Annotated in this window: 28 protein-coding genes; 27 read left to right on the top strand and 1 reads right to left on the bottom strand. The window is 64.8% G+C overall.

Annotated elements, in window-relative coordinates:
* The first annotated feature begins 204 nt into the window (after positions 1 to 204).
* The 4 genes from rpsL (at position 205) to tuf (ending at position 4,482) form a co-directional block, all read left to right on the top strand.
* On the top strand, positions 205 to 576 hold the full coding sequence (gene rpsL / locus JKL49_RS12745) for a 30S ribosomal protein S12 (RefSeq protein WP_111278705.1): 372 nt from the start codon (positions 205 to 207) through the stop codon (positions 574 to 576).
* A gap of 12 nt (positions 577 to 588) precedes the next feature.
* Complete coding sequence (rpsG, locus tag JKL49_RS12740) at positions 589 to 1,062, top strand: 30S ribosomal protein S7 (RefSeq protein WP_215340976.1); 474 nt, start codon at positions 589 to 591, stop codon at positions 1,060 to 1,062.
* 102 nt (positions 1,063 to 1,164) lie between these two features.
* Positions 1,165 to 3,243, top strand: coding sequence for an elongation factor G (fusA, locus tag JKL49_RS12735; protein ID WP_215340975.1), 2,079 nt, complete (start codon positions 1,165 to 1,167; stop codon positions 3,241 to 3,243).
* Positions 3,244 to 3,291: 48 nt separating this feature from the next.
* Positions 3,292 to 4,482, top strand: coding sequence for an elongation factor Tu (gene tuf / locus JKL49_RS12730; protein ID WP_215340974.1), 1,191 nt, complete (start codon positions 3,292 to 3,294; stop codon positions 4,480 to 4,482).
* Positions 4,483 to 4,603: 121 nt separating this feature from the next.
* Here tuf and JKL49_RS12725 read toward each other — a convergent pair whose 3' ends face one another.
* Positions 4,604 to 5,359 carry a beta/gamma crystallin-related protein gene (locus tag JKL49_RS12725; protein WP_215340973.1) on the bottom strand — a complete coding sequence of 252 codons (756 nt, stop codon included), beginning with the start codon at positions 5,357 to 5,359 and terminating at the stop codon, positions 4,604 to 4,606.
* A 142-nt stretch (positions 5,360 to 5,501) separates the two neighbouring features.
* Between JKL49_RS12725 and JKL49_RS12720 the strand changes: the two genes are divergently transcribed.
* The 23 genes from JKL49_RS12720 (at position 5,502) to rpmD (ending at position 17,926) form a co-directional block, all read left to right on the top strand.
* Positions 5,502 to 6,989: an adenosine deaminase family protein gene (locus JKL49_RS12720; protein ID WP_215340972.1), complete on the top strand. Its 1,488-nt coding sequence runs from the start codon at positions 5,502 to 5,504 to the stop codon at positions 6,987 to 6,989.
* 91 nt (positions 6,990 to 7,080) lie between these two features.
* Positions 7,081 to 7,911, top strand: a complete 831-nt coding sequence (locus tag JKL49_RS12715) for a GIN domain-containing protein (protein WP_215340971.1) — start codon at positions 7,081 to 7,083, stop codon at positions 7,909 to 7,911.
* 73 nt (positions 7,912 to 7,984) lie between these two features.
* Positions 7,985 to 8,737 (top strand): head GIN domain-containing protein, encoded by a 753-nt coding sequence (locus JKL49_RS12710; protein ID WP_215340970.1) that lies wholly within the window; start codon positions 7,985 to 7,987, stop codon positions 8,735 to 8,737.
* Positions 8,738 to 9,058: 321 nt separating this feature from the next.
* Positions 9,059 to 9,367 carry a 30S ribosomal protein S10 gene (gene rpsJ, locus JKL49_RS12705; RefSeq protein WP_056730043.1) on the top strand — a complete coding sequence of 103 codons (309 nt, stop codon included), beginning with the start codon at positions 9,059 to 9,061 and terminating at the stop codon, positions 9,365 to 9,367.
* Positions 9,368 to 9,380: 13 nt separating this feature from the next.
* On the top strand, positions 9,381 to 10,136 hold the full coding sequence (rplC, locus tag JKL49_RS12700) for a 50S ribosomal protein L3 (protein ID WP_215340969.1): 756 nt from the start codon (positions 9,381 to 9,383) through the stop codon (positions 10,134 to 10,136).
* Positions 10,136 to 10,774 (top strand): 50S ribosomal protein L4, encoded by a 639-nt coding sequence (gene rplD / locus JKL49_RS12695; protein WP_215340968.1) that lies wholly within the window; start codon positions 10,136 to 10,138, stop codon positions 10,772 to 10,774. The genes rplC and rplD overlap by 1 nt, the downstream gene beginning before the upstream one ends.
* Positions 10,774 to 11,073, top strand: coding sequence for a 50S ribosomal protein L23 (locus JKL49_RS12690; RefSeq protein ID WP_215340967.1), 300 nt, complete (start codon positions 10,774 to 10,776; stop codon positions 11,071 to 11,073). The genes rplD and JKL49_RS12690 overlap by 1 nt, the downstream gene beginning before the upstream one ends.
* Positions 11,074 to 11,077: 4 nt before the next feature.
* Entirely contained in the window at positions 11,078 to 11,914 is an 837-nt protein-coding gene (gene rplB / locus JKL49_RS12685) for a 50S ribosomal protein L2 (protein ID WP_215340966.1), read from the top strand.
* 3 nt (positions 11,915 to 11,917) lie between these two features.
* The gene (gene rpsS / locus JKL49_RS12680; protein WP_215340965.1) at positions 11,918 to 12,196 is read left to right on the top strand and encodes a 30S ribosomal protein S19; all 279 of its coding nucleotides are present in this window, start codon (positions 11,918 to 11,920) and stop codon (positions 12,194 to 12,196) included.
* A 1-nt stretch (position 12,197) separates the two neighbouring features.
* Entirely contained in the window at positions 12,198 to 12,578 is a 381-nt protein-coding gene (gene rplV, locus JKL49_RS12675) for a 50S ribosomal protein L22 (protein WP_215340964.1), read from the top strand.
* On the top strand, positions 12,578 to 13,339 hold the full coding sequence (gene rpsC / locus JKL49_RS12670; RefSeq protein ID WP_215340963.1) for a 30S ribosomal protein S3: 762 nt from the start codon (positions 12,578 to 12,580) through the stop codon (positions 13,337 to 13,339). The genes rplV and rpsC overlap by 1 nt, the downstream gene beginning before the upstream one ends.
* Before the next feature lie 11 nt (positions 13,340 to 13,350).
* Positions 13,351 to 13,782 (top strand): 50S ribosomal protein L16, encoded by a 432-nt coding sequence (rplP, locus tag JKL49_RS12665; RefSeq protein WP_215340962.1) that lies wholly within the window; start codon positions 13,351 to 13,353, stop codon positions 13,780 to 13,782.
* On the top strand, positions 13,782 to 13,976 hold the full coding sequence (gene rpmC / locus JKL49_RS12660; protein WP_215340961.1) for a 50S ribosomal protein L29: 195 nt from the start codon (positions 13,782 to 13,784) through the stop codon (positions 13,974 to 13,976). The genes rplP and rpmC overlap by 1 nt, the downstream gene beginning before the upstream one ends.
* 12 nt (positions 13,977 to 13,988) lie before the next feature.
* Positions 13,989 to 14,240: a 30S ribosomal protein S17 gene (gene rpsQ / locus JKL49_RS12655; protein WP_215340960.1), complete on the top strand. Its 252-nt coding sequence runs from the start codon at positions 13,989 to 13,991 to the stop codon at positions 14,238 to 14,240.
* 15 nt (positions 14,241 to 14,255) lie between these two features.
* Entirely contained in the window at positions 14,256 to 14,624 is a 369-nt protein-coding gene (gene rplN, locus JKL49_RS12650; protein ID WP_056018090.1) for a 50S ribosomal protein L14, read from the top strand.
* A complete protein-coding gene (gene rplX, locus JKL49_RS12645) occupies positions 14,624 to 14,938 on the top strand; it encodes a 50S ribosomal protein L24 (protein ID WP_215340959.1) in 315 nt (104 codons plus the stop codon). Before rplN ends, rplX begins: the two co-directional genes overlap by 1 nt.
* Positions 14,931 to 15,491, top strand: a complete 561-nt coding sequence (rplE, locus tag JKL49_RS12640; protein ID WP_215340958.1) for a 50S ribosomal protein L5 — start codon at positions 14,931 to 14,933, stop codon at positions 15,489 to 15,491. Before rplX ends, rplE begins: the two co-directional genes overlap by 8 nt.
* Positions 15,492 to 15,512: 21 nt before the next feature.
* Positions 15,513 to 15,818: a 30S ribosomal protein S14 gene (rpsN, locus tag JKL49_RS12635; RefSeq protein WP_215340957.1), complete on the top strand. Its 306-nt coding sequence runs from the start codon at positions 15,513 to 15,515 to the stop codon at positions 15,816 to 15,818.
* A gap of 10 nt (positions 15,819 to 15,828) precedes the next feature.
* Positions 15,829 to 16,224: a 30S ribosomal protein S8 gene (gene rpsH, locus JKL49_RS12630; protein ID WP_215340956.1), complete on the top strand. Its 396-nt coding sequence runs from the start codon at positions 15,829 to 15,831 to the stop codon at positions 16,222 to 16,224.
* A 1-nt stretch (position 16,225) separates the two neighbouring features.
* Entirely contained in the window at positions 16,226 to 16,759 is a 534-nt protein-coding gene (gene rplF / locus JKL49_RS12625) for a 50S ribosomal protein L6 (RefSeq protein WP_215340955.1), read from the top strand.
* A 3-nt stretch (positions 16,760 to 16,762) separates the two neighbouring features.
* On the top strand, positions 16,763 to 17,122 hold the full coding sequence (gene rplR / locus JKL49_RS12620) for a 50S ribosomal protein L18 (protein ID WP_215340954.1): 360 nt from the start codon (positions 16,763 to 16,765) through the stop codon (positions 17,120 to 17,122).
* Between the two features lie 10 nt (positions 17,123 to 17,132).
* Positions 17,133 to 17,735: a 30S ribosomal protein S5 gene (gene rpsE, locus JKL49_RS12615; RefSeq protein ID WP_215340953.1), complete on the top strand. Its 603-nt coding sequence runs from the start codon at positions 17,133 to 17,135 to the stop codon at positions 17,733 to 17,735.
* A 5-nt stretch (positions 17,736 to 17,740) separates the two neighbouring features.
* Positions 17,741 to 17,926, top strand: a complete 186-nt coding sequence (gene rpmD, locus JKL49_RS12610; protein ID WP_215340952.1) for a 50S ribosomal protein L30 — start codon at positions 17,741 to 17,743, stop codon at positions 17,924 to 17,926.
* The last annotated feature ends 69 nt before the right edge of the window (positions 17,927 to 17,995 follow it).

Here is a 17,995-nt window from a genome sequence, read left to right as displayed (position 1 = left end):
AACCGCGCTCCTTTCGAGGCCGGGGATTCGTCCCTCGTCCCGTTGAACGGCAAGTCCCGAAACGGACAGCCAGGCCCGCCGGAACGCGAACCAATGCGCGCCGGCGAGTTTTTGCGTTCAACGAGCCGGTTTCGGAACCTTTGAATACGGACCCCAACTGAGGCGCCACGGCCCAACGGCACACGCCTCCAGAGCAGAGAATAGATGCCAACAGTCAATCAGCTCATCCGCAAGCCTCGGCAGAACAAGCCGGTGCGCAACAAGGTGCCCGCCCTAAAGGGCTGCCCTCAGCGCCGCGGCGTTTGCACCCGCGTCTACACGACGACCCCGAAGAAGCCGAACTCCGCGCTTCGTAAGGTCGCCAAGGTGCGTCTGACCACCGGCATCGAAGCGGTGTGCTACATCCCGGGCGAAGGCCACAATCTGCAGGAGCACTCCGTCGTGCTCATCCGCGGCGGCCGCGTGAAGGACCTTCCGGGCGTCCGTTACCACATCCTGCGCGGCGTGCTCGACACCCAAGGGGTCAAGGACCGCAAGCAGCGTCGTTCGCTCTACGGCGCCAAGCGTCCTAAGTAAGGAATAAGAAGAATGTCCCGCCGCCGTCGCGCCGAGAAACGTCAAGTTCTGCCGGACCCGAAGTTCGGAGACCTGACGGTCACCAAATTCATGAACTACGTGATGTACGAAGGCAAAAAAGCCGTCGCCGAGAATATCCTCTACGGCGCCTTCGACATCCTCGAAGCCAAGCGCAAGGACCAGGGTCCCCTGGAAACCTTCCACTCCGCGTTGGAAAACGTGGCGCCTGGCATCGAAGTCCGCTCCCGCCGGGTCGGCGGCGCCACCTATCAGGTGCCTGTCGAAGTGCGTCCCGAGCGTCGGAAGGCTCTCGCCATCCGTTGGCTGGTGACCGCCGCCCGCAAGCGCGGTGAGAACACCATGACCGAGAAGCTGGCCGGCGAACTGCTGGACGCTTCCTCGAACCGGGGTTCCGCCGTCAAGAAGCGCGAAGACACCCACAAGATGGCCGAAGCCAACCGGGCCTTCTCGCACTACCGCTGGTAAGACAGCACGAACCATCCCTTTTCGGCGCGGGCGGTTTGAGTTAAACCGCCCGCGCCGTTCGTTCAGCCTATCCCGAACGCTTATTCCAGCAGAGCTTCCGCTATGGCCCGCGCCCACAATATCGCCGACTACCGCAACTTCGGAATCATGGCCCACATCGATGCGGGCAAGACGACGACGACGGAGCGGATTCTCTATTACACCGGCAAGAGCCACAAGATCGGTGAAGTCCACGATGGCGCCGCCACCATGGACTGGATGGAGCAGGAGCAGGAACGCGGCATTACGATCACGTCGGCCGCGACGACCGCCATCTGGAACGGTCACCGCCTGAACATCATCGACACCCCCGGCCACGTGGACTTCACCATTGAAGTCGAACGCTCGCTGCGCGTGCTCGACGGCGCCGTCGCGGTGCTGGACGGCAACCAGGGCGTGGAGCCCCAGACGGAGACCGTCTGGCGCCAAGCCGACCGCTACAACGTTCCGCGCATCGTGTTCGTCAACAAGATGGACAAGATCGGCGCCGACTTCGAAATGTGCCTGAAGACCATCCGCGATCGCCTCGGCGTGAAGGCGGTCCCGATCCAGCTGCCGATCGGTTCGGAAGCCTCGCTGCGGGGCATCGTCGACCTGGTCCGCATGAAGGCCGTGGTCTGGGACAATGACGGCTTGGGCGCGACCTATCGCGACGAAGAAATTCCGGCCGACATGCAGGCGAAGGCTGACGAAGCCCGCCACTACCTGATCGAGAACGCCGTCGAACTCGATGACGAGGCGATGGAAGCCTATCTCGGCGGCGAAGAGCCCTCCATCGACGTCATCAAGAAGTGCCTGCGCAAGGCCGTTCTGACCGGCGCCTTCTACCCGATCCTCGCCGGCTCGGCCTTCAAGAACAAGGGCGTCCAGCCCCTGCTCGACGCCGTGGTCGACTATCTGCCCTCGCCGGTGGACATCCCCCCGACCCCGGGCATCGACTTCAAGACCGAAGAGCCGGTGGTTCGTCGCGCCTCCGATGATGAGCCGCTGTCGGTCCTGGCCTTCAAGATCATGGACGACCCCTTCGTGGGCTCGCTGACCTTCTGCCGCATCTATTCGGGCAAGCTCGAAACCGGCATGGGCCTGCTGAACTCCTCGCGCGACAAGAAGGAACGCGTCGGCCGTATGCTGCTGATGCACTCCAACAACCGCGAAGACATCAAGGAAGCCTTCGCCGGCGACATCGTCGCCCTGGCCGGCCTCAAGGACACCCGCACTGGGGACACCCTGTGCGATCCCCTGAAGTCGCCGGTCATCCTGGAAAAGATGGACTTCCCCGCGCCGGTCATCGAGATCGCCATCGAGCCGAAGTCCAAGGCTGACCAGGAAAAGCTGGGCGTCGCCCTGGCCAAGATGGTCGCAGAAGATCCGTCCTTCACCGTCTTCACCGACCAGGAGTCGGGCCAGACGGTCATGAAGGGCATGGGCGAGCTGCACCTCGACATCAAGGTCGACATCCTGAAGCGCACCTACAAGGTGGAGGCCAACATCGGCGCGCCGCAGGTGGCCTATCGCGAGAGCCTCGGCCGCAAGGCCGACATCGACTACACCCACAAGAAGCAGACCGGCGGTACGGGCCAGTTCGCCCGGGTGAAGATCATCTTCGAGCCGGGCGAGCCGGGTTCGGGTTTCATCTTCGAAAGCAGCATCGCTGGCGGCTCGATCCCGAAGGAATTCATTCCCGGTGTTCAGAAGGGGATCGAAACCTCCAAGGAAAACGGCCTGCTGGCCGGCTTCCCGCTGATCGACTTCAAGGCCACGCTGTATGACGGCAACTACCACGACGTTGACTCCTCAGTCCTGGCCTTCGAAATCGCCGCCCGCGCCGCCTTCCGCGAACTGCGCGAGAAGGGTTCGCCCAAGCTGCTCGAGCCGGTGATGAAGGTCGAAGTGGTGACGCCCGACGAATATATGGGCGACGTCATCGGCGACCTGAACAGCCGCCGTGGCCAGATCCAGGGCACGGAAACCCGCGGGAACGCCCAGGTGGTCACCGCCTTCGTGCCGCTGGCCAACATGTTCGGTTACATCAATACGCTGCGCTCGTTCTCCCAAGGACGCGCCAACTTCTCCATGACCTACGACCACTACGAAACGGTGCCGCAAGCCGTCGCCGACGAAGTGATCAAGAAGTACGCCTAACCCCAACCCTAGTTTAGAGGACGAGCCCGGATAGGGCTGGAGCTTGAAATGGCTAAAGAAAAGTTCGAACGCAATAAGCCGCACTGCAACATCGGCACGATTGGTCACGTTGACCATGGCAAGACGACGCTGACGGCTGCGATCACGATTACGCTGGCCAAGGCCGGTGGCGCGAAGGCGATGAACTACGCCGATATTGACGCGGCTCCGGAAGAGAAGGCGCGTGGGATCACGATCAACACCGCGCACGTGGAATATGAGACGGTCAACCGTCACTACGCCCACGTCGACTGCCCTGGCCACGCTGACTATGTGAAGAACATGATCACCGGCGCGGCGCAGATGGACGGCGCGATCCTGGTGGTTTCGGCCGCTGATGGTCCGATGCCGCAGACCCGCGAGCACATCCTGCTGGCCCGTCAGGTCGGCGTGCCGGCCCTGGTGGTCTATATGAACAAGGTCGACCTGGTGGACGACTCCGAGCTGCTGGAACTGGTGGAGATGGAGGTGCGCGAGCTCCTGTCGTCGTATCAGTTCCCGGGCGACGACATTCCGATCACCATGGGCTCGGCCAAGGTGGCCATCGACGGCGGCGATCCGAAGATCGGTGAAGAGTCGATCCTGGCGCTGATGAAGACGGTGGACGAATACATCCCGCAGCCGGAGCGTCCGGTGGATCTGCCGTTCCTGATGCCGGTGGAAGACGTCTTCTCGATCTCGGGCCGCGGCACGGTTGTGACCGGCCGGATCGAAAAGGGCATCGTGAAGGTTGGCGAGGAAGTCGAGATCGTCGGCATCCGTCCCGTCCAGAAGACCATCTGCACGGGCGTGGAAATGTTCCGCAAGCTGCTGGACCAAGGTCAAGCCGGCGACAACGTGGGCGTGCTGCTGCGCGGCACCAAGCGTGAAGACGTCGAGCGCGGCCAGGTTCTCTGCAAGCCGGGCTCGATCACCCCGCACACCAAGTTCGTGGCCGAGGCCTATATCCTGACCAAGGAAGAGGGCGGCCGTCACACTCCGTTCTTCACCAACTACCGTCCTCAGTTCTACTTCCGGACCACCGACGTGACCGGGATCATCAAGCTGAAGGAAGGCGTGGAAATGATCATGCCGGGCGACAACGCTGAGCTGGACGTGGAGCTGATCACCCCGATCGCCATGGACCAGGGCCTGCGCTTCGCCATCCGCGAAGGCGGCCGCACCGTCGGCGCCGGCGTCGTGGCCAAGATCGTCGAGTAGGTCATCTAAGACCCGTCATCCCGGCCAACGAAGGGCGTAAGCCCGAAGGCCGAGCCGGGAGACTTCGACCCAAAGATCAGGGCCGTCCGGGGAAACCCGGGCGGCCCTTCTCTTATGGCTCTTATCGCACCTGCCGCATGGAGGTGATGGCGAAGGCCATGCCGACCTGGTTGAGGTCTGAGACGCTCCTGTTGAAGGTCTGGCAGCGGCCGCCGAAGTTCTTGTCGGTGCAGACCTCCCAGTCGCCCCGCTCGATCTTCAGGCTGAGCGCGCGGTCGTTGTACTGCTTGGGCAGGTTGGTGATCTCGCTGGTGGCCCGGAAGCCGGCTCCGGCGAACCCGATCCCGTCAAACAGGGTGATGACGCCGCCGGTGGGCTTGGGGCGTTCGTAGCCGCCGCCGTAATTGCCGTAACCGCCGCCATTGTTCCCGTAGCCGCCGCCACCGTTGTAGCCTCCGCCACCGTTGTAGCCACCACCCTGGTAGCCGCCATTGCCATAGCCGCCGCCGTTGTAGCCGCCGCCTTGATAGCCGCCGCCGTTGCCGTAGCCGCCGCCGTTCCCGTAGCCGCCGCCCTGCCAGCCGCCATTGCGGCCACCCTTGAGGCAGGTCAGGTTGCCGTCCTGGTTGGTGATCTCGCTGCGGCAGTCCTCGAACTCGAGGCTGGTGTTGTTCCAACGGCCGCTGCGGTCACGGCACTCCGCGAGCAGGACCTGTTGCCCGGTCCCGACCACCCGGACCTTCTGGCAGCTCTGCCAGTAGGTCCCCGGCGGCGGGGCGTTGTACCCTTGCGCCTGGGCGCCACCCAGCGCCGCGATCCCTAAGGCCGCGGCGCCCATTCCGGCGGCTGAGCCTGCGATCCATGCCCCGATTTTCATTCTGCCCTCCGATGGCGAACCGTCCTTGCCGCCACCCTAGGGCGGCTATGACCTCCCGAAAAGTCCAAGGTGGAGCGTGGCGGCGGGCCGCCCTTGACTCACCGCACCGGCTCGGGCCGCTTGCGGCAAAGGAGAGAGGCCAATGATCCGGAGATTCTGGGCCGCGGCGGGGCTCGCCTTCGTCCTTGCGGCTGGCGGCGCTGAAGCCGCGCCCGACGTGGCGAAGATGACCGGCGGCCAGCTGACCGCCTTCGCCCGCGCCATGCCCAAGGGCGGCGAGCTGCACAACCACATCTCGGGCGCGATCTTCGCCGAGACGCTGCTGGCCTGGGCTGTCGAGGACGGGCTGTGCGTCAATGTGAAGACGCTCTCGGTGACACCGCCCTGCCAGCCAGGCGAGGACCTGAAGCCTGCCGCTGGGATCAAGACCGACGAGGTGCTGCGCGCGGCGATGATCGACAGCTTCTCCGTGCGCCACGCCGATTTCCTGGACCGCTCGGGGCACGACCAGTTCTTCAGCGCCTTCGGGCGGTTTGGCGCGGCCGGCGCGAAGCGTGACGGCGACATGCTGGCCAATGTGGTCGACAGCCTGGCGCGCCAGAACACCTTCTACCTGGAAGCCATGGTGACGCCGCAGGGCGTGGCCAGCCGGGTCAAGGGCGCCCAGGTCGGCTGGAAGGGCGGGGACCTGGCCGCCCAGAAGGCCGCCAACACCGCCGCGGGGCTCGACGCCCTGGTTGCGGCGGCCATCGCCGAGACCGACGCCATGGAGGCGCGGGCGCGGGCCCTGATGAAGTGCGGCACGCCAGAGGCCCTGCCGGGCTGTCAGGTGACGGTCCGCTACCTGGTGCAGACCAGCCGGGTCACGCCGCCAGAGCAGACCTTCGCCCAGCTGCAGATGGGGGTCGCCCTGATCGCCGCCGACAAGCGCTGGGTTGGCCTGCAGATGGTGGCGCCCGAGGACCATCCGCTGTCGATCGCCAACTACAGTCTGCACATGAAGATGGTGGCCTACCTCACCGACCACGGCCGCACCGCCAAGGCCGCCCTGCACGCAGGCGAACTCTCCATGGCCTATGCGGCGCCCGAGGCGCTGCGAGACCACATCGCGCAGGCGGTGCGGGTGGCCGGCGCCCGGCGCATCGGCCACGGGGTCGACCTGCCGCTGGAGACCGGCGCCGAGGGCCTGGCCGCCGAGATGGCCGCCAAGGGGATCCTGGTGGAGGTGAACCTCTCCTCCAACGACGCCATCCTGGGGGTGTCGGGCAAGGCCCACCCCTATGCCTGGCTGCGCCAGCGCGGCGTGCCGGTCAGCCTGTCCACCGACGATGCGGGCATCCTGCGCATCGACCTCTCCCATGAATATGCGCGCGCCGCCGACGAAGGCGCGACCTACGCCGACCTGAAGGCTTCGGCCCGCAACGCCATCGCCTTTTCGTTCCTGGCGGGGGAGGGGCTGTGGGATGACCCCGGAGCCTATCGCCGTCCGGCCAAGGCCTGCGCCGGCCAGGTCGGCAAGGCCGAGCCCAAGCCCGGCGCCTGCGCCGACCTGATCGCCGCCAGCGACAAGGCCCGCGAGCAATGGCGCCACGAGCGGTTGGTGGCGGCCTTCGAGGCGGGGGCCAGATGACCAGCCTGTCATGACCTCGAATTAAGCTGATCCCACGGGCGGTGGCGTCTAGGTTCCCCCCAAGATTGCTCAACAAGAGGAAGAGATCGCCATGCGTCTTCTGACCGTTCTGACCGCCGTGTCCGCCCTGGCCCTGATCGCCGGCGCCGCCAACGCCGCCACCGTCGAGGTGAAGGACGCCGTGGCCCGGGTGGTGGTGATCCCCGAGAACCGCCAGGACATCAAGGTGGAGTTTCTGACCACCAATCCCAGCCTGCCGCTGCAGGTCCGCAGCCTGGCCGGCAAGACCATCATCGACGGCAATCTCGATCGGAAGATCAAGAGCTGCCACAGCGAGGGCGACAAGGCCCGGGTCTATGTCAGCGGCGTGGGCGACGTGGCCTATGAGGACATGCCCCAGGTGGTGATCCGCACGCCGAAGGACGCCAAGGTCGAGGCGGGTGGGGCGGTGTTCGGCTCGGTGGGCAAGACCGCCAGCCTGGAGCTCTCCAACGCCGGCTGCGGCGATTGGACGGTCGGCAATGTGGCTGGAAAGATGAGCATCAACGTCGCGGGCTCGGGCGACACCAACGCCGGCGCCTCGGGCGAGGCGGTGCTGCGGGTGGCCGGCTCCGGCGACGTGCAGACGCAAGGCGTGAACGGCGGCCTGGAGATCTCCGTGGCCGGCTCGGGCGACGTGAGCGTCGCCTCGATCTCCGGCCCGCTGACGGTAAAGATCGCCGGCTCCGGCGACGTCAGCATCAAGGGCGGCAAGGCCAGCGAGGTGAACGCCTCTGTCGCCGGTTCTGGCAATGTCGATTTCGGCGGCGTAGCCGGCAGCCTGAAGGCCAAGATCGCCGGCTCGGGCGATGTGCACGTAAAATCCGTTACCGGCGAGATTTCCAAGGCCATCGTCGGCTCGGGCAATGTCAGCGTCGGCTAGTTCGGGCGCCACATGACGTTGTTCCGGGGATGTTGGGATTTACAGATGTAAACTTCTGTGGCCAGATCGGGCCATGAAGTTCCTGCTCAGTCTCGCCATCGCCCTTTCCTCGCCGACCCTGGCCGCCGCACGGCCGGTCCTGACCCTCGACGCACCTGCGGCGAGGGTCATTGTCATCCCGGAGGCGCGGCAGGATATGGCCCTGGTGGCCGATTCTCGCCTGGCCATCCATCCTATGGCCGGCGACAGCGCCCGGGTCACCGGCGCCAGCTCCTGGCTGGAGCAGAATCTTCCCCGGCTGTTCGGCTATTCGTGCAACGCCACGGGGCTCAGCCGCTGGGGCCAGACCATCCCTCTCAGGGATCTTCCTATCCTGACGGTGCGCGTGCCCCTGGACGCCGAGATCGTGTCCAAAGGCGCCATCTATGGCCAGGTCGGGGCGGGTAGGGGCTTGAAACTCTCGGCCTCCGGCTGCGGGACCTGGCGGCTGGGGCCGCTCTCCGAATCCCTGACGGTGACCCAGGCGGGGCCGGGCCAGGTGATCGCCAGCCACGTGGACGGCAAACTGACCGCCACGGTGGACGGGGACGGGACCATCGTGGTGGAGGAGGGGGTGGCCTCCACCGCCACCCTGGTGATGAAGGGCAAGGGCCGCATCGACGACCGCGGGACGGTGGGAACGCTCAGCGCCCAGATGAAGGGATCGGGCCTGATCACGATCCGCCTGGTGGCCGGACAGGCCAAGGTCGCCTATGACGGGGACGGCGATGTCCGGTGGGGCCGACCCAAGGGCAAGAAGTTCTGCGCGGGCCTGGCCTGCTACTGAGCGGGTCTCCAAAACTTCCTGAACCGGGGCGGTTGCTGGCCTTGACGAGGCCGAGTCGCACACGTATAGACGCGCCTCCTGTTGGATCGGCTGTGCGCTTCGAAGTGATTTGAAGCGCAGACGCGGTTCGCGGAACGACCCAGTGGTCTGAGAAATCAGGGAGCTGGGCGGGGCCCTCGCGGAACTCTTTCGCGCGGGCCTATGTCGTTTTTAGCGGACTTACGCGTACGAGCGTCTCTCTTGAGGGGCGTTTGGGTTGGTCTTTGAAATGGTCAAAGTCACGCGGACGGACGTCGTCTGTAGGGGAAATTGAAGAGCGATATGGATCGTCAGAACATCCGCATCCGGCTCAAGGCCTTCGATCACCGCGTGCTGGATCATTCCACGCGCGAGATCGTAAATACGGCTAAGCGCACCGGCGCGACCGTGCGGGGGCCTATCCCCCTGCCGACGCACATCGAAAAATTCACCGTCAACCGTTCGCCGCACATCGACAAGAAGTCGCGCGAGCAGTTCGAAATCCGCACGCATAAGCGCGTGCTCGATATCGTCGACCCCACCCCGCAGACCGTGGACGCGCTCATGAAGCTCGACCTGTCCGCCGGCGTGGACGTCGAGATCAAGCTCTAGAGGGGATCGGTCGATGCGTACCGGCGTGATCGCCAAGAAACTGGGCATGGCGCGCTTCTTCGATGAAGCGGGAACCCATGTGCCGGTGACCGTCCTCAGCCTCGAAGGCTGCCAGGTCACCGCTCATCGGACCCAGGATAAAGACGGCTATGTCGCCCTCCAGCTCGGAGCCGGCGCCAAGAAGGCCAAGAACACCTCCAAGGCCATGCGTGGTCACTTCGCCAAGGGTGAAGTCGAGCCCAAGCATGAACTGGCCGAGTTCCGCGTCACCGAGGACAACCTCATCGACGTGGGCGCGGAGTTCACCGCCGACCACTTCGTCCCCGGCCAAAAGGTCGACGTGACGGCCAAGACGGTCGGTAAGGGCTTCCAGGGCGCCATGAAGCGCTGGAACTTCGGCGGCATGCGCGCCACCCACGGGGTGTCGGTGTCTCACCGGGCCCACGGCTCCACCGGTCAACGTCAGGACCCGGGCAAGACCTTCAAGGGCAAGAAGATGGCTGGCCACCTTGGTCAGGAAACCGTCACTACCCTGAACGTCTCGGTCTGGCGCATCGACGTCGAACGCGGCCTGATCCTGATCAAGGGCGCGGTCCCCGGCACCGAGGGCACCTACGTAAAGATCCGCGACGCCATCAAGTCGGCCCGTCCGGCCGAAGCCCCGGTTCCCGGCGGCTTCCGCAAGGCTGGCCAGGTCGCTCCCGCCGCTGACGCGGCGCCGGTGGACGAGGCTCCGGCCGAAGCCCCCGCAGCCGAGGGCGCAGAATAATGAAACTCGACGTCATCAAACTTGACGGCGCCAAGGGCGGTTCGATCGAACTGTCCGACGCGGTGTTCGGCATCGACGAGATCCGTGGGGACATCCTCCAGCGCATGGTCACTTGGCAGCTCGCCAAGCGCCGCGCCGGCACCCACAAGATCCAGGTCCGCAACGAGGTCTCTCGTACGGGCAAGAAGATGTACAAGCAGAAGGGCTCCGGCGGCGCTCGTCACGGCTCGCGCCGTGCCGCTCAGTTCGTCGGCGGCGCCAAGGCCCACGGTCCCGTGGTCCGCAGCCACGCCTTCGACCTGCCCAAGAAGTTCCGCGCCCTGGCCCTGCGCCACGCGCTGTCGTCCAAGGTGAAGACCGGCTCGCTGGTCGTCCTGGACGCCGCGGTGCTGACCGATCCGAAGACCGCCGCGCTTCGCGCCCAGTTCGACACCATGGGCCTGAAGAACGCGCTGATCATCGCCGGCGCCGAAGTGGACAACAACTTCGCCCTGGCCGCCCGCAACATTCCCAACGTGGATGTGCTGCCGAACGCCGGTCTGAATGTCTACGACGTGCTGCGTCGCCATACGCTGGTCCTGACCAAGGATGCGGTGGATGCGATCAACGCTCGCTTCGCCGAGAAGGAGGCCGCGTGATGGCTAATCCCGTCGCCCGCCACTACGACGCGATCCTGTCGCCCGTGATCACCGAAAAGGCCACCCTGCTCTCCGAGCAGAACAAAGTTGTCTTCCGCGTGGCCATGGACACGACCAAGGACGAAATCGCCGCCGCCGTCGAAGCGCTGTTCAAAGTCACGGTCACCAAGGTCAACACCTTGGTGGTCAAGGGCAAGACCAAGCGCTTCCGGGGCCGTCCGGGCCGTCGCTCGGACGTCAAGAAAGCTGTCGTGACCCTGGCCGAAGGCCAGTCCATCGACATCACCACGGGGCTCTAAGCAGATGGCTCTGAAGCATTACAATCCGACTTCGCCGGGCCGTCGTAGCCTGGTGCTGGTCGACCGTTCCGAGCTCCATAAGGGCGGGCCGGTCAAGTCCCTGGTTCAGGGTTTGACCAAGTCCGGCGGTCGTGGCGGCGGTGGCCGGATCGCGGTCCGCTTCCGTGGCGGCGGCGCCAAGCGCCTGTACCGGATGGTCGATTTCAAGCGCCGGAAGTGGGACATGCCCGCGACCGTCGAGCGCCTGGAATACGACCCCAACCGCACCGCCTGGATCGCGCTGATCAAGTACGAAGACGGCGAGCTCGCCTATATCCTGGCTCCGCAGCGCCTCAAGGTCGGCGATCAGGTGATCGCCGCTGAAAAGGCCGACGTGAAGCCGGGCAACGCCATGCCCCTTCGCGGCATGCCGATCGGCACGATCATCCACAACATCGAGCTGAAGCCCCTCAAGGGCGGCCAGGTCGCCCGGTCCGCCGGCGCCTACGCCCAGCTGGTCGGCCGCGACGCCGGCTACGCCCAGATCCGTCTGGGTTCGGGCGAGCTTCGGATGGTCCAGGACACCTGCATGGCCACGGTCGGCGCGGTGTCCAACCAGGACCATATGAACCAGGTCCTGGGTAAGGCCGGCCGCACGCGTCACATGGGCTTCCGCCCGCACGTCCGCGGCGTCGTCATGAACCCGGTCGATCACCCCCACGGCGGCGGCGAAGGCCGCACCTCGGGCGGTCGTCACCCGGTCACCCCGTGGGGTAAGCCGACCAAGGGCTCGAAGACCCGCACCAACAAGACGACGGATAAGTACATCATCCGTTCGCGCCACGCTCGGAAGGCTCGTTAATCCATGACCCGTTCCGTCTGGAAAGGTCCGTTTGTCGACGGATACCTGATCAAGAAGGCCGAAACCGCTCAGGGTTCGGGCCGCAAGGACGTGATCAAGACCTGGTCGCGCCGCTCCACCATCATGCCGCAGTTCGTCGGTCTGACGTTCGGCGTGCACAACGGCCAGAAGCACGTTCCCGTGCTGATCAGCGAAGACATGGTTGGCATGAAGCTCGGTGAGTTCGCGCCTACCCGGTACTTCCCCGGCCACGCCGCCGATAAGAAGGCGAAGAGGAAGTAGCATGTCCAAGCAAGCGAAACCCCGCCGCCTCGAAGGCATCGAAGCGATGGCCAAGGTCCGCACCCTGCGCACCTCGGCCCAGAAGCTGAACCTGGTCGCTCAGTCGATCCGCGGCCTTAAGGTGCAGCGGGCCCTGAACGAACTCGAGTTCAGCCCCAAGCGCATCGCTCAGGATGTCCGCAAGGCGCTCGCCTCGGCCATCTCGAACGCCGAGAACAACCACAACCTCGACATCGACTCCTTGATCGTCGCCGAGGCCTTCGTGGGCAAGAACCTGGTCATGAAGCGTTTCGCCGCCCGCGCTCGCGGTCGTGCGTCGCGCATTGAGAAGCCGTTCAGCGAGATCACCATCGTGGTCCGCGAACTGGGTGAGGCTGCCTGATGGGTCAGAAAGTAAATCCGGTCGGGCTTCGCCTCGGCATCAACCGTACCTGGGACAGCCGTTGGTTCGCCGACGGTCCGGAATACGGCAAGCTGCTGCACGAAGACATCAAGGTCCGTAAGATGCTGAAGAAGCGTCTCTATCAGGCCGGCGTCTCGCGCATCATCATCGAGCGTCCCCACAAGAAGTGCCGCATCACCATCTATGCCGCGCGCCCTGGCGTGATCATCGGCAAGAAGGGTGCGGACATCGACAAGCTCCGCAAGGACGTCAACACGATCACCGACGGCGAGGTTCACCTGAACATCGTTGAGATCCGCAAGCCCGAAACCGACGCGCAACTGGTGGCCGAGAACATCGCCCAGCAGCTGGAACGCCGGATCGCCTTCCGCCGCGCCATGAAGCGTTCGCTGCAAAGCGCGCTGCGTTTGGGCGCCAAGGGGATGCGCGTTGAAGTGGCCGGCCGCCTCGGCGGCGCGGAAATCGCGCGGACGGAAAGCTATCACGAAGGCCGCGTGCCGCGTCACACCCTGCGCGCGGACATCGACTACGGCGTCACCGAAGCCAAGACCACCTACGGCATCATCGGCGTGAAGGTCTGGGTCTTCAAAGGTGAAGTCCTTGATCACGACCCGATGGCCCTGGACAAGCGCCTGGCCACTGAATCCGGCCCGGCCGGCGAAGGTGGCGGACGTGACCGTTCGGGCGACCGTCCGGACCGTGGCCCGCGCCGTGACCGTCGCGACCAGGCCGGAGCGTAGGATTAAGAGCTATGCTGTCACCGAAGAAAACCAAGTACCGCAAGCAGTTCAAGGGCAAGATCCACGGGAACTCGAAGGGCGGCTTCACGCTGAACTTCGGCTCCTACGGTCTGAAGACCATTGAGCCCGAGCGGATCACCGCCCGTCAGATCGAAGCGGCCCGCCGCGCGATCACCCGTCAGATGAAGCGTCAGGGCCGGGTCTGGATCCGGATCTTCCCGGACGTTCCCGTCACCGACAAGCCCGCCGAAGTTCGGATGGGTAAGGGTAAGGGCGCCGTTGAATACTGGGCCGCGCGCGTCGCGCCGGGCCGGATCATGTTTGAAATCGACGGCGTGCCCGACGATGTGGCCCGTGAAGCCCTGCGCCTCGGCGCGGCCAAGCTTCCCGTGAAGACCCGCATCGTCACGCGCATCGAAATCCCCGTGGCGGAGGCCGCGTGATGAAGATTGATGACGTCCGGGGCATGACGCCCGACCAGCTCGCTGAGTCCCTGCTGAACCTGAAGAAGGAGCAGTTTAATCTGCGCTTCCAGGCCGCCACGGGTCAGGTCGAGAAGACCCACCGCTCGAACGAAGTCCGCAAGGACATCGCGCGGATCAAGACCATCCTGCGCGCCAAGCAGGCTGCGGCTTAAGGAGAACGACACATGCCCAAGCGAATTCTCGAAGGCGTCGTCGTCTCCGACAAGGGTGACAAGACGCTCGTGGTGAAGGTCGAACGGACCTTCCTGCATCCGGTGCTGAAGAAGACCGTCCGTCGGTCCAAGAAGTACCACGCCCATGACGAGGCCAACGTCTACAAGGCCGGCGAAATCGTCCGCATCATCGAATGCGCGCCGAAATCGAAAACCAAGACCTGGGAAGCGCTGCCTAAGGCCGCCGCTGTCCAGGGCTCGTAAGGAAAGTCTGATCCCATGATCCAGATGCAGACTAACCTCGAAGTCGCCGACAATTCCGGCGCGCGTCGTGTGATGTGCATCAAGGTGCTCGGCGGCGCTGGCCGTCGTTACGCCGGCGTGGGCGACAAGATCGTCGTCTCCGTCAAGGAAGCCATTCCGCGCGGCCGGGTGAAGAAGGGCGACGTCCTTCAAGCCATCGTCGTGCGCACGTCCTCGGCCATCAAGCGCAAGGACGGCTCGGTGATCCGGTTCGACAAGAACGCCGCCGTGATCGTGAACAAGCAAAGCGAGCCGATCGGCACGCGGATCTTCGGCCCGGTTCCCCGTGAACTGCGCGCCAAGAACCACATGAAGATCATCTCCCTCGCGCCTGAGGTGCTGTAATGGCCGCGAAGATCAAGAAGGGGGATCGCGTCGTGATCCTCGCCGGCAAGGACAAGGGCCGCCAAGGCGCCGTCCTGAAGGTCATGCCCAAGGAAGAGCGCGTCGTCGTGGAAGGCCTGAACCTGGTTCAGCGTCACACCCGTCCGACCCAGGCCGATCCCCAGGGCGGTATCAAGAGCAAGGAAGCCGCGCTGCACGTCTCGAACGTCGCCATCGTGGACTCCAAGGGCAAGCCGACCCGCGTCGGTTTCCGTGTCGATGGCGACAAGAAGGTCCGCGTCGCCAAGACGACCGGTGAGGTGATCAATGGCTGAGCAAGCTTATGAGCCGCGGCTGAAGTCCGATTATCGCCAGCGCATCCGCGCCGCGATGAAGGAACAGTTCGGCTATACCAACGAGATGCAGATCCCCAAGCTGGACAAGATCGTCCTGAACATGGGTATCGGCGAGGCCGTGGCCGACTCCAAGAAGGTCAACTCGGCCATCGCGGACCTGGCGGCGATCGCCGGCCAGAAGCCGCTGCCGACCAAGGCCCGTAACTCCATCGCCGGCTTCAAGCTGCGCGAAGGCATGGTTGTCGGCGCGAAGGTCACCCTTCGTGCGGACCGCATGTACGAGTTCCTGGACCGTCTGATCACCATCGCTCTGCCGCGGGTGAAGGACTTCCGGGGCCTGAAGCCGACCTCGTTCGACGGTCGTGGCAACTACGCCATGGGTCTGAAGGAACACATCGTGTTCCCGGAGATCAACTACGACCAGATCGACCAAATGTGGGGCATGGACATCATCGTCGCCACGACAGCGAAGACCGACGACGAAGCGCGCGCGCTTCTCAAGGAATTCCAATTCCCGTTCGTTCAAGCGTAACCGGCGGGAAGGAAAGAACAGATGGCTAAGAAAAGCGCCGTAAACCGTAACGAGATGGTCAAGAAGCTGGTGAAGCAATTCGCCGGCAAGCGCGACGCGCTCAAGGCGGTCGCCAACAATGAGAGCCTGCCCCTCGAAGAACGCTTCGAAGCTCGCCTCAAGCTTGCCGAGCTGCCGCGTAACTCGTCCAAGACCCGCATCCGTAACCGGTGCGAGATCACGGGGCGTCCGCGGGCCTATTACCGCAAGCTGCGTATGAGCCGGATCGCCCTGCGCGATCTGGGATCGAATGGCCAGATTCCTGGCCTCGTGAAGTCGAGCTGGTGAGGAGGGTCTCATGGTGAACGACCCCGTTGGCGATATGATCGCCCGCATCAAGAACGCCGCGACCCGCGGCCGTTCGAAAGTCATGGTCCCGGCCTCGAAGATGCGCGCGCGCGTCCTCGATGTGCTGGCCGACGAAGGCTACATCCGCGGCTACCACCTGGTTCAGGCGCCCGGCGCCTTCCCGGAATTCGAAATCGAGCTGAAGTACTTCGACGGCCAGCCGGTCATCGTGGAAATCCGCCGCGTTTCGAAGCCTGGCCGTCGCGTCTATTCGTCGATCTCGGATCTGAAGCCCGTGAAGAACGGTCTTGGGATCTCGATCCTGTCGACGCCCAAGGGCGTCATGTCCGACACGGCCGCGCGTGACGCGAACGTGGGCGGCGAAGTCCTCTGCAGGGTCTACTAGAATGTCCCGTATCGGAAAGAAGGCGGTCGCCGTCCCCTCTGGGGTGACGGTCACCATCTCCGGTCAGACGGTTGAGGTGAAGGGGCCCAAGGGCCAACTCTCCTGGACCCTGCCGGAAGAGATCGTGGTCAAGCAGGAGGGCGCTGAGCTGCTCCTGACCAAGGCCGTCGAGAGCACCAGGGCGCAAGCCATGTGGGGCCTCTCGCGCACTCTGGTTGGCAACATGGTCGAAGGTGTCACCACCGGCTTCGAGAAGACTCTCGAACTGGTGGGCGTTGGTTACCGCGCCGCGATGAAGGGCGACGCCCTTTCGATGCAGCTCGGCTTCAGCCATGACGTGGATGTGCCGCCGCCGGCCGGGATCACCTTCGTGGTGCCCAAGCAAACCGAAATCAAGATCAGCGGCATCGACAAGCAGGTCGTTGGCGAGATCGCCTCGCAGATCCGTGGGCTTCGGCCCCCCGAGCCCTACAAGGGCAAGGGCGTCCGCTATGCGGGCGAAGTGGTCCGTCGCAAGGAAGGCAAGAAGAAGTAGGTCATGGCTCTTACTCCTCGTGACACCGCCAAGCGCCGCGCCGAGCGCACGCGCATCCGCCTGCGTTCGCTGGCCAACGGCCGTCCGCGCCTGTCGGTCTTTCGTTCGTCCAAGCAAATCTACGCCCAGATCATCGATGATGCTCGCGGCGTGACTCTGGCCGCCGCGTCCTCGCTGGAAGGCGAAGACAAGACGGCCAAGGGCTCGGACAAGGACGCCGCCGCCCGCGTCGGCGCCCTGGTCGCCCAGCGCGCCATTGAAAAGGGCGTCAAGGACGTCGTCTTCGATCGCGGCGGCTACATTTACCACGGCCGGGTCAAGGCCCTCGCCGACGCCGCGCGCGAAGCCGGCCTGAACTTCTAGGGGTACGCAGATGGCTCGTGGAAACTCACAAGGCGGCGGCGACGGTAACCGTCGCGACCGCAACCGCGGCAACCCCGCTGAAGAACGCGCCGATTCCGACATCGTCGAGAAGCTGGTGCACATCAACCGCGTCGCCGCGACCGTGAAGGGTGGACGTCGTTTCTCGTTCGCCGCCCTGATGATCGTCGGCGACCAGAAGGGCCGCGTCGGCTTCGGTCACGGTAAGGCCCGTGAAGTGCCGGAAGCGATCCGCAAGGCGACCGAAGAAGCCAAGAAGACGATGATCCGCGTGCCGCTCCGCGAGAGCCGCACCCTGCACCACGACGGCAATGGCCGTTGGGGCGCTGGCAAGGTCATGGTCCGCTCGGCCCCTCCGGGCACCGGCGTCATCGCCGGCGGTCCGATGCGCGCCGTCCTCGAAACCCTGGGCGTCCAGGACGTGGTCGGCAAGTCGGTCGGCTCGTCCAACCCCTACAACATGGTGCGCGCGACCTTCGAGGCGCTGAAGGCTCAGTCTTCGCCCCGCCAGGTCGCCGCCAAGCGCGGCAAGAAGGTCGCTGACGTGATCGGCCGCCGCGCCGACGGCGCCAGCGCCGCCGGCGACGGAGAATAAGAACCATGGCTACTGTCACTGTTCGTCAGACCGGCAGCCCGCTCCGCCGCACCAAGGACCAGCGCGCCACCCTAGTGGGCCTGGGCCTCAACAAGATGGGCCGTGTCTCCACCCTGGAAGACACGCCGTCGGTGCGCGGGATGATCGCCAAGGTCGCCCACATGCTTGAAGTGGTCGAGACCAAGGCCTAAGACGGTCTGCACAAGACTTCGAAGGGCGGCGCTTGCGCCGCCCTTCTGATATTCAAAATCAGCCGAGTC

The sequence above is a fragment of the Phenylobacterium glaciei genome (assembly GCF_016772415.1).
Taxonomy (GTDB): domain Bacteria; phylum Pseudomonadota; class Alphaproteobacteria; order Caulobacterales; family Caulobacteraceae; genus Phenylobacterium; species Phenylobacterium glaciei.
This window is presented reverse-complemented; position numbering and strand designations above follow the sequence as displayed.

Excerpts from the sequence above, each read along its gene's own strand:
- rplE (WP_215340958.1), top strand. The coding sequence starts at position 14,931 with ATGGCTGAGCAAGCTTATGAGCCGCGGCTGAAGTCCGATTATCGCCAG.
- rplF (WP_215340955.1), top strand. The coding sequence starts at position 16,226 with ATGTCCCGTATCGGAAAGAAGGCGGTCGCCGTCCCCTCTGGGGTGACG.
- rpsN (WP_215340957.1), top strand. The coding sequence starts at position 15,513 with ATGGCTAAGAAAAGCGCCGTAAACCGTAACGAGATGGTCAAGAAGCTG.
- rpsL (WP_111278705.1), top strand. The coding sequence starts at position 205 with ATGCCAACAGTCAATCAGCTCATCCGCAAGCCTCGGCAGAACAAGCCG.
- JKL49_RS12690 (WP_215340967.1), top strand. The coding sequence starts at position 10,774 with ATGGCTAATCCCGTCGCCCGCCACTACGACGCGATCCTGTCGCCCGTG.
- JKL49_RS12725 (WP_215340973.1), bottom strand. The coding sequence starts at position 5,359 with ATGAAAATCGGGGCATGGATCGCAGGCTCAGCCGCCGGAATGGGCGCC.
- rplR (WP_215340954.1), top strand. The coding sequence starts at position 16,763 with ATGGCTCTTACTCCTCGTGACACCGCCAAGCGCCGCGCCGAGCGCACG.
- rplV (WP_215340964.1), top strand. The coding sequence starts at position 12,198 with ATGTCCAAGCAAGCGAAACCCCGCCGCCTCGAAGGCATCGAAGCGATG.
- JKL49_RS12720 (WP_215340972.1), top strand. The coding sequence starts at position 5,502 with ATGATCCGGAGATTCTGGGCCGCGGCGGGGCTCGCCTTCGTCCTTGCG.
- rpsG (WP_215340976.1), top strand. The coding sequence starts at position 589 with ATGTCCCGCCGCCGTCGCGCCGAGAAACGTCAAGTTCTGCCGGACCCG.
- rpsS (WP_215340965.1), top strand. The coding sequence starts at position 11,918 with ATGACCCGTTCCGTCTGGAAAGGTCCGTTTGTCGACGGATACCTGATC.
- rpsQ (WP_215340960.1), top strand. The coding sequence starts at position 13,989 with ATGCCCAAGCGAATTCTCGAAGGCGTCGTCGTCTCCGACAAGGGTGAC.
- rplX (WP_215340959.1), top strand. The coding sequence starts at position 14,624 with ATGGCCGCGAAGATCAAGAAGGGGGATCGCGTCGTGATCCTCGCCGGC.
- rpsH (WP_215340956.1), top strand. The coding sequence starts at position 15,829 with ATGGTGAACGACCCCGTTGGCGATATGATCGCCCGCATCAAGAACGCC.
- rpmC (WP_215340961.1), top strand. The coding sequence starts at position 13,782 with ATGAAGATTGATGACGTCCGGGGCATGACGCCCGACCAGCTCGCTGAG.
- rplP (WP_215340962.1), top strand. The coding sequence starts at position 13,351 with ATGCTGTCACCGAAGAAAACCAAGTACCGCAAGCAGTTCAAGGGCAAG.
- rpsJ (WP_056730043.1), top strand. The coding sequence starts at position 9,059 with ATGGATCGTCAGAACATCCGCATCCGGCTCAAGGCCTTCGATCACCGC.
- rpsC (WP_215340963.1), top strand. The coding sequence starts at position 12,578 with ATGGGTCAGAAAGTAAATCCGGTCGGGCTTCGCCTCGGCATCAACCGT.
- JKL49_RS12710 (WP_215340970.1), top strand. The coding sequence starts at position 7,985 with ATGAAGTTCCTGCTCAGTCTCGCCATCGCCCTTTCCTCGCCGACCCTG.
- rplC (WP_215340969.1), top strand. The coding sequence starts at position 9,381 with ATGCGTACCGGCGTGATCGCCAAGAAACTGGGCATGGCGCGCTTCTTC.
- rpmD (WP_215340952.1), top strand. The coding sequence starts at position 17,741 with ATGGCTACTGTCACTGTTCGTCAGACCGGCAGCCCGCTCCGCCGCACC.
- rplB (WP_215340966.1), top strand. The coding sequence starts at position 11,078 with ATGGCTCTGAAGCATTACAATCCGACTTCGCCGGGCCGTCGTAGCCTG.
- JKL49_RS12715 (WP_215340971.1), top strand. The coding sequence starts at position 7,081 with ATGCGTCTTCTGACCGTTCTGACCGCCGTGTCCGCCCTGGCCCTGATC.
- rpsE (WP_215340953.1), top strand. The coding sequence starts at position 17,133 with ATGGCTCGTGGAAACTCACAAGGCGGCGGCGACGGTAACCGTCGCGAC.
- tuf (WP_215340974.1), top strand. The coding sequence starts at position 3,292 with ATGGCTAAAGAAAAGTTCGAACGCAATAAGCCGCACTGCAACATCGGC.
- fusA (WP_215340975.1), top strand. The coding sequence starts at position 1,165 with ATGGCCCGCGCCCACAATATCGCCGACTACCGCAACTTCGGAATCATG.
- rplD (WP_215340968.1), top strand. The coding sequence starts at position 10,136 with ATGAAACTCGACGTCATCAAACTTGACGGCGCCAAGGGCGGTTCGATC.
- rplN (WP_056018090.1), top strand. The coding sequence starts at position 14,256 with ATGATCCAGATGCAGACTAACCTCGAAGTCGCCGACAATTCCGGCGCG.